At 71.2% G+C, this 12140-nt stretch carries 10 protein-coding genes and 1 pseudogene; 1 reads left to right on the top strand and 10 read right to left on the bottom strand.

The genetic code is table 11. The features are described from left to right. Window positions 1-116: 116 nt before the first annotated feature. The 4 genes from ACFW2E_RS15610 to ACFW2E_RS15595 all read right to left on the bottom strand — a co-directional run bounded on the left by ACFW2E_RS15610 (window position 117) and on the right by ACFW2E_RS15595 (window position 5618). Window positions 117-1310 (bottom strand): acyltransferase family protein, encoded by a 1194-nt coding sequence (locus tag ACFW2E_RS15610; protein WP_384466615.1) that lies wholly within the window; start codon window positions 1308-1310, stop codon window positions 117-119. A 388-nt stretch (window positions 1311-1698) separates the two neighbouring features. Next, window positions 1699-2856 carry an acyltransferase family protein gene (locus ACFW2E_RS15605; RefSeq protein ID WP_384466613.1) on the bottom strand — a complete coding sequence of 386 codons (1158 nt, stop codon included), beginning with the start codon at window positions 2854-2856 and terminating at the stop codon, window positions 1699-1701. Between the two features lie 241 nt (window positions 2857-3097). Beyond that, window positions 3098-5146, bottom strand: coding sequence for an NAD(+) synthase (locus ACFW2E_RS15600; RefSeq protein ID WP_384466611.1), 2049 nt, complete (start codon window positions 5144-5146; stop codon window positions 3098-3100). Between the two features lie 34 nt (window positions 5147-5180). Next, complete coding sequence (locus tag ACFW2E_RS15595; protein WP_384466641.1) at window positions 5181-5618, bottom strand: Lrp/AsnC family transcriptional regulator; 438 nt, start codon at window positions 5616-5618, stop codon at window positions 5181-5183. A 63-nt stretch (window positions 5619-5681) separates the two neighbouring features. Between ACFW2E_RS15595 and ACFW2E_RS15590 the strand changes: the two genes are divergently transcribed. Then, the gene (locus ACFW2E_RS15590) at window positions 5682-5948 is read left to right on the top strand and encodes a hypothetical protein (protein ID WP_384466609.1); all 267 of its coding nucleotides are present in this window, start codon (window positions 5682-5684) and stop codon (window positions 5946-5948) included. A gap of 53 nt (window positions 5949-6001) precedes the next feature. Here ACFW2E_RS15590 and ACFW2E_RS15585 read toward each other — a convergent pair whose 3' ends face one another. The 6 genes and pseudogenes from ACFW2E_RS15585 to ACFW2E_RS15560 all read right to left on the bottom strand — a co-directional run. Continuing rightward, on the bottom strand, window positions 6002-6196 hold the full coding sequence (locus tag ACFW2E_RS15585) for a hypothetical protein (protein WP_384466607.1): 195 nt from the start codon (window positions 6194-6196) through the stop codon (window positions 6002-6004). Window positions 6197-6208: 12 nt separating this feature from the next. Then, window positions 6209-8041 carry an RNA polymerase sigma factor gene (locus ACFW2E_RS15580; RefSeq protein ID WP_384466605.1) on the bottom strand — a complete coding sequence of 611 codons (1833 nt, stop codon included), beginning with the start codon at window positions 8039-8041 and terminating at the stop codon, window positions 6209-6211. Between the two features lie 359 nt (window positions 8042-8400). Then, a pseudogene (locus ACFW2E_RS15575) lies at window positions 8401-9387 on the bottom strand (beta-ketoacyl synthase N-terminal-like domain-containing protein); the annotation flags it as partial. Window positions 9388-9451: 64 nt separating this feature from the next. Next, a complete protein-coding gene (locus ACFW2E_RS15570) occupies window positions 9452-9703 on the bottom strand; it encodes a phosphopantetheine-binding protein (RefSeq protein WP_384466603.1) in 252 nt (83 codons plus the stop codon). A gap of 35 nt (window positions 9704-9738) precedes the next feature. Next, the gene (locus ACFW2E_RS15565) at window positions 9739-10770 is read right to left on the bottom strand and encodes a methyltransferase (protein ID WP_384466601.1); all 1032 of its coding nucleotides are present in this window, start codon (window positions 10768-10770) and stop codon (window positions 9739-9741) included. A 50-nt stretch (window positions 10771-10820) separates the two neighbouring features. Then, the coding region (locus ACFW2E_RS15560; RefSeq protein WP_384466599.1) for an AMP-binding protein at window positions 10821-12140 on the bottom strand (1320 nt) is incomplete at its 5' end.

The raw sequence follows: 12140 nt of genomic DNA, 5'->3' as shown, positions 1-12140 counted from the left end.
GCACGGCCCGGTAAACGCCCCTGGGGCCCAACTGGGACCCCACGGCCCCCGCGTTCCCAACGCCCCAACCCCCCGCGGCGGGCGGAGGGGGTCCCCGACGGGAGCTTCGGCGTGGTTCAGGCGGTCTTCGCCCGGCGCGGCCGGCTGAACCGGCGCACCAGCGGAGCCTCGACCACGGAGTAGAGCACCCAGGACAGCACGACCGTGCCGACGGCCGCCCCGACCAGCATCGAGATGCCGGCCGCGGTGGAGTACATCTCCGTGCCCAGCTCCTTCCGGAGCCAGGACAGCACCGTGTAGTGCAGCAGGTAGAAGGCGAAGGAGATCTCGCCGAGCCACACCATCGCGCGGTTGCGGAACGGGGTGAAGCGGCCCTCGACGTCCGCGGTCGCCGCTGCCGCGATCACCAGCACGATCGGGATGATCATCGCGGCGCGCTGACCGTAGAGGTAGGGCACGTGGTAGGTGAGCCAGTACCCTCCGGCCAGCAGCAGGAACGACGGGATCATGCCGATGTTGCGCCAGCGCCCGTGCCTGACCGCGAGCGCCACCAGGATGCCGAGGGCGAAGTCGACCATCCGGACCGGGGGCAGCACATAGCTGAACCAGTACGCCGGGACCGAGAGGTTCTGGCCGCTGGGCACCAGCGGGGTCTTCGGGAACAGGGCGTACGCCACCGCCGGGGTGGCCCACACCGCGGCGATCGCCCCGGTGATCCAGTACTTCAGGTGGCGCGGGTCGACGCGCCGGAGGACCGCCAGCAGCAGCGGGAAGCCCAGATAGAAGATCGCCTCCACGGCCAGCGACCAACTCGGCGAGTCCACACTGAAGTTGGTGAAGTAGCTGGGCACCCAGACCTGGACCATGAACAGGTTGGAGACGGCCACGTGGGTCGAGGTGTAGGGGCTGGCGAACAGCACCATGGCGAGCACCCAGGCGACCACGTAGTTCGGGTAGATCTTGACGAACCTGCGCCGCCAGAACCCCGTCGTGGTGTCCGTGTCCCGCGCCGACCAGGTCAGCACGAACCCGCTGAGCACGAAGAAGAACGACACGCCGAGCCCGCCGGCCTGGTCGAACCAGCGGAAGAGACGGAACTCGGTGCGGTCGTCGGCCAGCAGCCGCAGCGGCGGTATCGGCAGGAAGGCGTGGTGGGCGAAGACGGCCAGCGCGGCGGGGAACCGCAGGCCGGTGAGGGACGGCAGCCGGGACACGCGGGCGCGCTGCGGCTCGGCGGCCGCACTGCTCGCACCGGCCGGACCGCTCTCTCCGGCCGGCGCCGAGCCGGTCAGTACTTGGTCAGTGGCCATGGGAAGTCCGTTCTCGGATGTGGACTGCGGCGATCTGGATCTGCACGTGGGTGCGGCGACGGGATCGGTCGGGCGAACGGTGCGACTCGGCGGGACGTGGTGAGCGGCGGCCTGTGGGGGAGAGGGCCGGCGGGGCGATCGCGAAAGCACCGGACGCGGCCGCTTGGCGCCGCGTCCAGCGTCCGCGGCCCCGTCCCGGGAGTTACAACGCCTTTTTGTACAGTCGAGCGCTCGCGGCTCGCTCAAGGGTTGTTGAAGGATTGACCTGGCGGCGGCCGCGCCGGACTCGACGCGAACGGGGCCGGCGAGCCGGGTCAGGACCGGCAGCGGGCCGCGGACTCCGTCGGAAGACGCCCCGGACCCCGACCGGTCCGGGGCGCTTCGATCGTCACTCGCCGGGCTGCCCGCTGCGCAGCGGCTGACGCGCACCGGGCCGCACACCCGCCCAGCGCGAGCGTCCGGCGGAGAGCATGGCCTCCCAGGACCGGTTCCGCTTGAAAGGCAGCTCGAACAGCTCGGCGAACAGCCACGCCCCCAGCACCGAGGCGGGCACCGCCAGCAGCAACGTGAACCAGAACGTCGGCAGACCGGGCGAGACGTACTCAGGTGCGATCTTGCGGATCACCGTCATGACGATCGGCAGATGCACGAGGTAGAGGCTGTAGGAGAAGTTGCCGAGGCTGCGCATGGGCCGCGTGGCCAGGAGCCGCATGAGGAAGGCGGGCCTGCCCGTGGCGACCGCGGTGATGAGCATCGTCATGGCGGGAGCGACGGCAAGGTCCACCCAGAAGAAGTGGCCGACCGTCCACACCGACCCCTTGGCGACGAGCAGAGCCAGAGCCGGCAGCGCGGCCGGCCCGGCCAGCCAGTGCCACGGCAGCCGCCGGATCCTCTCGGGCGCGGCGACGACTCCCGCTCCCACCAGGCCCGCGACGAACACGGGAGCGAGGTCCGGAGTCAGCCAGTTCAGGCCTTCCACCGGCGAGCCACCGGGCGCAGCCAGGCCGCGTGTGAGGACCAGGAGCGTCACACCCGCGAGCAGGACCACGGCTCCGAGCCGCCGCCGTATCAGCACGAGGACCGGGAACAGCAGGTAGAGCTCCGCCTCCACCGCGATCGACCAGAACGCACCGTTGGGCGTGGGAGCGGTGAACACGTCCTGGGCGACGAGGCCGTACACCAGTACCGTTTTCCCGGTCGGCGGCCCGAAGTGCGAGGCGGGCACCACGAACCGGGCGACCATCAGGCTCAGCGCGAGTGCCGCCCAGTAGGGCGGCAGTATGCGCCAGGCGCGCCGGCGCAGGAACCGGCCGACGCCGCCCGTCCGCCAGCCGTTGCGCGCCGCGGATATGGCCAGGGAGAAGCCGGACAGCACCAGGAAGAAGACGACGGCGAGCCGCCCGTACATCAGCCAGCCCAGCCAGGACGGACCCGAGTTCTCGGGAAACCCCGGGAAGGCCAGCAGCCAGCAGTGGAACAGGACCACGTACAGCGCGGCCAGGCCTCGAAGTCCGTCGAGGCCCTGTACCTGGCTGCGACTGTCCATGCCACCGGTCCCGTCCGCCGGCCGCGCCCAGGAGGGCCGTGCACGATCGCTGCCGACGAGCTGGTTCGAGTTTAATGAGATCGTTCGTCCCTTTCTCCCGGCGCCGTGGCAGGCGCCACCCGCGGTGACTGATACGTCGTGCGGGGCTGGGAGGTTCAATGGACGAACGCATGCCGCCCGCCCGCCCCCGCGCGGGGCGGGGGCTCGAGGCGCGCGGCGCGAGCGGTCCGCCGGATTCCCGTCACTCTCCGGGGCGCGGTACGTCCTTCCAGCGGGCCAGGTCCCTCAGCCAGGCCTCCGCCGTACTGTCGGACGGCGCACGCCAGTCGCCGCGGGGCGAAAGGGAACCACCGGCGAGCACCTTCGGGCCGTTCGGCATGGCGGAGCGCTTGAACTGCGCGAACGCGAAGAAGCGGCGGCAGAAGGCCTCCAGCCAGTGCCAGATCTCCGGCAGGTCGTACGCCTTCCGCTCCTCCTCGGGGAACCCGGGCGGCCAGGCGCCGGCGTCCCGGTCGTGCCAGGCGTGCCAGGCCAGGAAGCCGATCTTCGACGGCCGCAGACCGTGGCGCAGCACATGGAAGAGCGTGAAGTCGTGCAGCGCGTACGGCCCGATCTTGGACTCGGTGGACTGGAGCTCCTCGCCCGGCACGAGCTCCGGGCTGATCTCCGTGTCGAGGATCGCGGCCAGCGTCTCGTTGGTCGCCTCGTCGAACTGGCCGCTGCTGATGACCCATCGGATGAGGTGCTGGATGAGCGTCTTCGGCACGCCGGAGTTCACGTTGTAGTGGCTCATCTGGTCGCCGACGCCGTACGTGCACCAGCCGAGCGCCAGCTCGGACAGGTCGCCGGTGCCGAGCACGATGCCCCCGCGCTGGTTGGCCAGCCGGAACAGGTAGTCGGTGCGCAGCCCGGCCTGCACGTTCTCGAAAGTCACGTCGTACACCGGCTCGCCGGACGAGAACGGGTGGCCCATCTCCTGCAGCATGAGCCGGGCGGTCGGCGTGATGTCCAGCTCGGCCGCGGTGACCCCGAGCGAGCGCATCAGCTTGTGGGCGTTGCCCTTGGTGTGCTCGCCGGTCGCGAAACCGGGCAGCGTGAACGCCAGGATGTCGCTGCGCGGGCGGCCCGCGCGGTCCATGGCGCGGGCGGCGACGATCAGCGCGTGTGTGGAGTCGAGGCCTCCCGACACCCCGATGACGACCTTCGGGCCGCCGATCGCGGCCAGCCGCTGCTGCAGGCCCGCGACCTGGATGTTGTAGGCCTCGTAACAGTCCTGGGCGAGACGGGCGGGATCGGCGGGTACGAACGGGAACCGCTCGACCCGGCGGCGCAGCCCGAGGTCGGTCCGGGGCGGATCGAGCCGGAACCCCACCTCCCTGAATCCGCCGGTACGGGCGGCATGGGTACGGCGGTTGTCGTCGAAGGTGCCCTGCCGGGCGCGGTCCTGCCGCAGCAGGTCCAGGTCGATGTCGGCCACCGCGTACTGGTCGCCCAGCGGGAAGCGTTCGGTCTCGGCCAGCAGCACGCCGTTCTCGTAGATCATGGTCTGGCCGTCCCAGGACAGGTCGGTGGTCGACTCGCCCAGTCCGGCCGCCGCGTAGACGTACGCGGCCAGGTAGCGCGCGGACGCCGAACGGCACAGCAGCCGCCGGTCCTCGGCCCGCCCGACCGTGATCGGGCTGCCCGAGAGGTTGACGAGCACGGTCGCCCCGGCCAGCGCCGCCTCCGCGCTCGGCGGCACCGGCACCCACATGTCCTCGCAGATCTCCGCGTGCAGCACCAGGCCGGGCACGTCCTCCGCGGTGAACAGCAGGTCCGTGCCGAAGGGCACGGTGGCACCGCCGACCCGGATGCTCCCGCCGCGTTCGTCGTCGCCGGCCGCGATCTGGCGGCGCTCGTAGAACTCGCGGTAGTTCGGCACGTAGGACTTGGGCGCGACGCCGAGGATCCGCCCGCGGTGCACGATCACCGCGCAGTTGTAGATCCGGTTGCGATGGCGCAGCGGGGCGCCGACGACCAGCACCGTCAGCAGATCCGCCGACCCGGCCACCACGTCCTGGAGCCCCGCCTCGACCTCGTCGAGCATCGCGTCCTGCAGCAGCAGGTCCTCGATCGAGTACCCGGACAGGCACAGCTCGGGAAAGACGGCGACGGCGACTCCCTCCTGCGCGCACCGGCGCCCCTGTCGCAGCACCGCCTCGGCGTTCCGGCACGGCTCGGCGATGGCGGCATGACCGGTGCACGCGGCGACCCGCGCGAAGCCGTGCTCGTAGATCGACCAGAAGTTCACGATGCGAAGTTCCTCTTTCTCGCGCCCATCGGCATCAGTCGGCACGGACCGGCCTCTCGAAGAAGGTCTCCAGCACGACCGTCGCCCGAGTCCCGCTCACGCCCTCGATCGTGTAGAGCCGCCGCAGGACGTCCTGCAACTGCTCCGTGGTGGCCGCGCGAACCTTCACGAGGACGGCGGCACTGCCCGCGATGACATGGGCTTCCTGGATCTCGGGGATGGCGGCGAAGGACTCCGTCGCGTCGCCCATCCAGGCCGACGAGTCGACCATGACGAACGCGAGTACGCCCCGCCCGAGCGCGGCCGGGTCGACATCCACCGTCGTACGACGGATGACGCCACGTTCACGCAGTTTGCGCACCCGGTCGTGCACCGCGCCGGCGGACAGCCCGACCGTCTTGCCGAGCGCCGCGTAGGCCTGCGTGGCATCGCGCTGGAGCTCGACGATCAGTGCCCTGTCGATGCCGTCCACGGTCTCTTTGCCCATCCCCACGCCCACACCATATCTGGTTCGCCATCATTATGATCACCACGAATGACATTCGACGGATTCGCGTGGGTGGCGGACGACGTGCGGCGGGAGACGGTCAGCGGGCTGTCCGCCCGGCGCTCCGGGCACCTGGAGGCCGTCCTCGGAGCAACCCGGCGCATGCCCTGCACGGGAACCCGGGCGGCCGATGACAACGACCCGACGGGGAAGACGGCGCCCACCCGGACGGGACCGGTGACCGAGGCCGGGGTCGGCAAGCTCGTCGCCCCGCTGCTGCCCCCGGCGGCCAAGGGCTCCGCCCGCCGCTCCTGACGGGCGGAACCGAGGAGTGGTTGCCCCCGTCGGCTTCAACGGGGGCAACGGTCCTATGCGGCCCGCCGGTGGCCGGCGCCCTCGCCGGGGGCGGGCCGCAGGGCGTCGACCGGGACTTGCCGGGCCCGCAACCGTTCGCGGGCCTTCTTCGCGCCCCGGCCGGCGACGGTGAGCACGGTGGTCGACAGGAGACTGCCGACCAACTCGGGCAGCGAATCGCGCAGCAGACGCAGCAGGAAGTCGTACACGGGTGGGACCTTTCAGCCGGGCTCTCCGCATTCGTACAAGGACAGCGACCGCAGAACGGCATCGGTGCGGTTGCCGAGCGAGTCCGTGGCCGAGACCGACAGCCTCAGCTGCTGTGTCTCCAGGAACTTGGGGCCGGTCCGGTAGGCCGGGACGTCGAAGCGGAGACTGCCGCCGTCACTGACCCCGCTGCTGGTGGTGAAGGGCGCGTCCGTGGGGTGCTCAACGGTGAGCCGCACGTTCCCGATGCCGGACGGGTCCGAGACCGCCACCCACACGCTGAAGGCGGTCGGAGTGCCGGCCGGGCCGCAGGTCTGCATGAGAACGCCGTGCTGATCCACGACCTCCTGCCCCACCGCCTCGGTGCTGATGCCGGCCAGGCCGACGTCGGGGCCGGTGACGTCCTCGGCGGTGGTGCCGTCGTTCTCGGTGGTGCTGTCGTTCGTGCCGTTGCTCTGGCCGTTGTTGATCTCGGTGTGGCTTTCGCCGATGCCGCCGCTGCCCGTGTCGCCGTCGGTGTCGTTGCCGCCGGAGGCTGAGTCGTCCCGGTGGCCGGTGTGCTTGCCGCCAGCACCCGGTCCGTGGCCCCTGCCGGTGTGCCTGCCGCCGGAGGACGAGCCGCCGTCCCTGCCGAAGGAGTTGCCGCCGGAGGACGTGCCTCCTGTCGTTCCCCCCGAGCCGGATCCGGAGCCGGAGCCGGATCCGGATCCGGAGCCAGATCCGGAGTCAGGTCCGGAGCCGTCGCCGGAACCGGTGATCGCGCGCACTCCCGGAATGCTGCCGACATCGGGCAGCGAGATGCTGGCCCCGCTCTTGTCCGCGAGGGCGGCGGCGCCGACCACCGCCGCGAGGCACGCCGCGAGGACGGTTCCGAGCCGCGGGCGCGGCCGCCGGTGGTCGCGCCGGGAGACGACCCGTTCCGCCTCGTCCCAGCGAGTGGCGCGGAGCCTTCGGCCGCCCCCGGCGTCCTGCCGGGCACCGGTCTCGGGGACTTCGGCATGCCGTGGCCGTTGCCCGCGTACCGTCTCCGTCCCGGTCCGCAGACGCGTCGCGTCGCAGACGTCGCGGATCCGGTCGTACAGCTCCGGCGACGGGGCGAACACCACCCCGGGAACCCAGCGGCGGTGCTTGACCTTGTCCCGCACCTTCGGGCAGGCCTCGCAGTCCTCCAGGTGCGCCATCCCGGCCCTACGGCCCTGCGGGGTCAGCTGCGGATGCCCCGCGCGCTGCCCATGCCCGGTACCGGGAGTGACACCGCAGGCTTCCAGCAACCCCGGGCACGGTTCGGTCTCCCACAGCATGTGCAGTAGGAGCCGCGCCTCCTCCGCCTGCTTCCGCGCTCGACGGGATGCCGGGTAGTAGTCCCTGTGCAGCTCCATGTCCAGCGCCTGCGCCTGCTCACGGGCCGACCACCCCATGGTCCTGTCGTCGACGGCCGCCACCATGATGCGCCGCTCCGTCATGTCCAGGGCCTGCAGGAGGCAGATGACCGCCCGCCGCACATCGACCTGGGCCAGTCCCCCGTCGGAGGCGGGCAGTGACTCCCGCAGTGACTCCTCCGGCTCGGCGACGGAGTCCGGCTGCTTGTCGCGGATCTTGTCGACCGCCTTGTTGTGGACCACCCTCCGCAGCCAGGCGCCCGCGCTGAGGATCGGCTTCTCACCGCCGTACTCCGCCAACGCGGCGAACGCGTCGCCGACGGCCTCCTCGGCGTCGTGCCGATTGCCTCCCAGCTTCGGCAGCGCCGCCCGGACCAGTACTTGCCAGTGCCGGTCCAGTAACTGCCGTCCGGCCTCGTACTCCCCAGCGCGATACCTTGCGACGATTTCCCGGTCGTCGGTTGCCATCGCTTCCCGCCTTTCCACGCGCCTGGCCGGGCCGCTCCCGCTCTCCTCGACGCGTTCGACGGAAAGGTCGTCGCGGCGAACCAAGATTGTTGAGGCGAGTGCCCGTGGGGTTCCGGCTCCCCGGGTTCGCCGCGCCCCATCGTGGCGGGTTTCCGGCAGGTCAGGAGCTGTATCCGAGGCCGGTACAGGCCACTTCAGAAGCCGTCCGGCCATCTGAACGGACACTCCGGGGAGCACAGATACGCATCGCGTCCCGAGCCGCATCGGCGTAACGGGGCCGGCGTGCATACGCCTGGGGGCCAGGCTCCCGCGGACGGCTCCGACGACAGCGACCGAAGCGACCGGTCCGGGGGGGGGGGGGCGCGCGCCTGTCGGATGACGCGTTGCTGGGCAGGTCCGTTCGGGGCCGTCAGCTGGCTGCTCGCGCCGTCCTGGTTGACCGCCGAGCCGCGCACCACCGCCAGCACCCGGTGCCCGTTGCGCCGCGCGTCCGACAACCGCTCCAGGACCAGGACACCCACACCCTCGCCCCAGCCCGTGCCGTCCGCCGCCTCCGCGAACGGCTTGCACCGCCCGTCCGCCGCCAGACCCCGCTGCCGGCTGAAGTCCACGAACGTGTCCGGCGTCGACATCACCGTCACACCACCGGCCAACGCCAGCGAACACTCACCACCCCGCAGCGCCTGCGCCGCCAGATGCACCGCCACCAACGACGACGAACACGCCGTGTCCACCGTCACCGCCGGACCCTCGAGACCCAGCGCATACGACACCCGGCCCGACACGACGCTCGCGGCGCTGCCGTTGCCGAGGAAGGCGGAGATGTCCTGGGGAACGTCGCGCAGGTGGGCGCCGTAGTCGTGGTACATCACGCCGGCGAAGACGCCGGTGGCGCTGCCGCGCAGGGACGCCGGGTCGATGCCCGCCCGCTCGAACGCCTCCCACGACGTCTCCAGCAGCACACGCTGCTGCGGATCCGTCGCCAGCGCCTCACGCGGGCTGATCCCGAAGAAGTCCGCGTCGAAGTCCGCCGCCCCCTCCAGGAAGCCGCCTTCGACGGAGTACGTCTTGCCCGGGGTGTCCGGGTCCGGGTCGTACAGGCCCGCCACGTCCCAGCCGCGGTCGGTGGGGAAGGGGGTGATGGCGTCGCCGCCCGCTGCCAGCAGCCCCCACAGGTCCTCCGGCGAGGCCACCCCGCCGGGGTAGCGGCACGCCATGCCGACGATGGCGATCGGCTCGTACTGCTTCTCCTCCTCCTCGCGCAACCGCCTGCGGGTGTCGCGCAGTTCGGTCGTGGCCCTCTTGAGGTAGTCGAGGAGCTTCTGTTCGTTCGACTCATTCGACATGCGGTCGTCCACCTGTAGGAGAGGAGCGGTAGGGAGGAAGTGGTGTGGTGTGGTGCGGGGCGGGTCAGCCCACGGCCGCGGCGCGCAGGCCGGAGAGCGTGGTCCAGAGCGCGCCCGGAGTGCTGAAGGTCTCCATGGACAGCGCGTCGTCGGTGAACTTGACCTCGTAGGTGTTCTCGATCTCGATCAGGAGGTCGACGATGCCGAGCGAGTCCAGGCCCGCGTCGCGCAGGTCGAGGTCCTGGGTGAAGGGGGCGTCCTCGGGGAGGAAGCCGAGGTGGGGGCGGACGAGGCCCTCGAACTGGTCGTCCCACATGGTGTGCCGGTCCTCTCTGGATACGGTGGGGTGGGTCAGTCGTGGGTGGCGAGCACGCACTCGACGACGCTGTGCTCGGTGGAGAGATTGCGGATGGACCGCACCTGAAGGCCCGCGCCCTCGGCCTGCTTGCGCATGTCCTCCTCGGAGCGGATGCGCGTACCCTCCTCGCAGACCACCATCTGGAACAGGGAGCGGATGGCGGAGGCGTTGTCGTGGCCGAGCAGCGGCTCGATGACGAAGAGGACCGGTTCGGCGGCGAGGCCGTCGGACTCCTCGACGGTGCGTGCCATGGCCCGCTGGACCGTCTTGAGGATGCGGGTGCTGCTGTCGGGGCTCCAGTTGTGCAGGACGTTCTTGAGGAAGTAGGCGTCGGCGCCGCTCGGCACCTCCTCGAAGAAGTCGGCCTCTTCGAAGGAGAGCCGGCGGATCAGGTCCTTGTCGCCGGACTCCTCGAGGATCTGGGCTCCGCGCTTGGCGACGTCGGCGCGTTCGGCGACGGTGCCGTGGATGTCGGTGTGGGCGGCGAGGATGCCCTTGAGGAGGTGGCCGCTGCCGCCGCCGACGTCGACGACCTTGGAGATCCGGGAGAAGTCGAAGTCGCGGGCCAGTTCGGCGGCCGCGGGGCGGGTGATGTCGGCCATGGCCTTGTCGTAGACCTCGCCGGCGTCGGTGTCCTTGTCCATGTAGGCGTAGATGGACTCGCCGTACTCGGAGCGGGAGGCGGGCTTGCCGGTCTTGACCGTGGTGAGCAGGTCGCGCCAGACGTCGTAGTACATCTCGCCGCCCAGGACGCACCAGTAGCGCATGGACTGCGGGTGGTCGTCGCGCATCCGCTCCGAGGTCTCGGTCTGCTCGAAGGTGCCGTCCTCGCGCTCGTGGAAGACGCCGACGATGCCGAGGACGCGCAGCAGGTAGAGCACTCCGTCGGGGTGGGCGTCGGACAACTCGGCCAGTTGCGCTGGCGACTTGGGGCCATCGGCGAGGTGGTCGGCGATGCCCAGCCGGGCGGCGACGCTGAGGGACCGGGAGATCCAGCCCATGCCGGCGAGCTGCAGCAGCTCCATCGTGTCTCCATTTCCTCTTGCTTACGGGGTTGTTCGGAAGCCTTCGCAGGTCAGTGGTCGGCGAGCGCTTCGCTCAGGCGGCGTACCGTGCGGTGGTCGGCGACGTCCTGGAGGGCGATGCGAACGCCTTGCCTGCGGGCCCTGTTGGCGACCTGGGCGGCGCCCAGGCTGGTGCCGCCGAGGGCGAAGAAGTCGTCGTCGAGGCCGACCCTGGGTGCGCTGGAGAACTGGGCGAACAGGTCGCACAGCAGGGTCTGTACGGGGGTCAGGGGTGCCGTGTAGGTGGCGACGGCGGCGAAGTCGGGCGCCGGGAGACGGTCGGTCTCCAGCTTGCCGTTGGCGTTGAGGGGCAGCGTGTCGAGGGTGAGGAACGCGCTGGGCACCATGTAGTCGGGGAGGGTGTCGGCGAGGTGGGCCTTGAGGTCGTCGAGTGCGGGCGCGGGCCGGGTGTCCGGGACGACGTAGGCGACGAGGTGGGTGTCGCCGGTGGGGGTCCGGTGGACGGTGACGGCGGCCCGGCCGACCGCGGGGTGGCGCAACAGGGCGGATTCGATCTCGCCGAGTTCGACGCGGTAGCCGCGGATCTTGACTTGTCCGTCGAGGCGGCCGAGGAAGGAGAGGGTGCCGTCGGGGGCGCGGCGCACGCGGTCTCCGGTGCGGTACATGCGGGTGCCGGGCGGGCCGTAGGGGTCGGCGACGAAGCGTTCCGCGGTGACGGTGGGGCGGCGCAGATAGCCGCGGGCCAGCTGACCGCCGGCGATGTACAGCTCGCCGTCGTCGGTGGGGCGCAGGTGTTCGTCCAGGACGCGGAGTTCGCTGGTCCAGGTGGGGTGGCCGATGGCGACGGCGCCGGACGGCAGGGTGTCGCCGGGGTGGACGGGGTGTACGCAGCAGCCGACGGTGGCCTCGGTGGGGCCGTATTCGTTGAGGACGGTGACCCGGGGGTGGCGGGCTCGGAAGGTCTCGACGGTCTCGGAGAGCAGGAGTTCGCCTCCGACGACGAGCTGTTCGGTGGGGGCCGCCTCCGGTGGCAGGGTGGTGAGCAGTGCCATGTGGGACGGGGTGACCTTGAGGAGGGCGGGGCTGGGGCCCGGTTCCTCCAGTGCGCCGATGCGGATGGTGCCGCCGCTGGTCAGGGGCGCGTACAGGGTGGTGACCGTCATGTCGAAGGCGACGGACGAGTGCAGCAGGGTGGTGCGGGCGGCGCTCGGGTAGGTGCCGCGTGCGTAGTCGAGGTAGGCGGCGAGCGGGCGGTGGGTGACGACGACGCCCTTGGGGCGGCCCGTGGAACCGGAGGTGTAGATGACGTAGGCCGGGTGGTCGGGGTGAAGCGGCCGGACGCGCTCGGTGTCCCGGGGGTCGGTGGCGGG

The sequence above is a fragment of the Streptomyces sp. NPDC058964 genome (genome assembly GCF_042741275.1).
In the GTDB taxonomy this organism is placed as follows: domain Bacteria; phylum Actinomycetota; class Actinomycetes; order Streptomycetales; family Streptomycetaceae; genus Streptomyces.
The sequence above is the reverse complement of the archived record's forward strand: the minus strand, read 5'-3'. Positions and strand labels throughout refer to the sequence as shown.

What these genes read in the sequence shown, in the direction of transcription:
- ACFW2E_RS15610 (WP_384466615.1), bottom strand. Translation starts at nt 1,310, where the DNA reads ATGGCCACTGACCAAGTACTGACCGGCTCGGCGCCGGCCGGAGAGAGC.
- ACFW2E_RS15565 (WP_384466601.1), bottom strand. Translation starts at nt 10,770, where the DNA reads ATGGAGCTGCTGCAGCTCGCCGGCATGGGCTGGATCTCCCGGTCCCTC.
- ACFW2E_RS15605 (WP_384466613.1), bottom strand. Translation starts at nt 2,856, where the DNA reads ATGGACAGTCGCAGCCAGGTACAGGGCCTCGACGGACTTCGAGGCCTG.
- ACFW2E_RS15570 (WP_384466603.1), bottom strand. Translation starts at nt 9,703, where the DNA reads ATGTGGGACGACCAGTTCGAGGGCCTCGTCCGCCCCCACCTCGGCTTC.
- ACFW2E_RS15580 (WP_384466605.1), bottom strand. Translation starts at nt 8,041, where the DNA reads ATGGCAACCGACGACCGGGAAATCGTCGCAAGGTATCGCGCTGGGGAG.
- ACFW2E_RS15590 (WP_384466609.1), top strand. Translation starts at nt 5,682, where the DNA reads ATGACATTCGACGGATTCGCGTGGGTGGCGGACGACGTGCGGCGGGAG.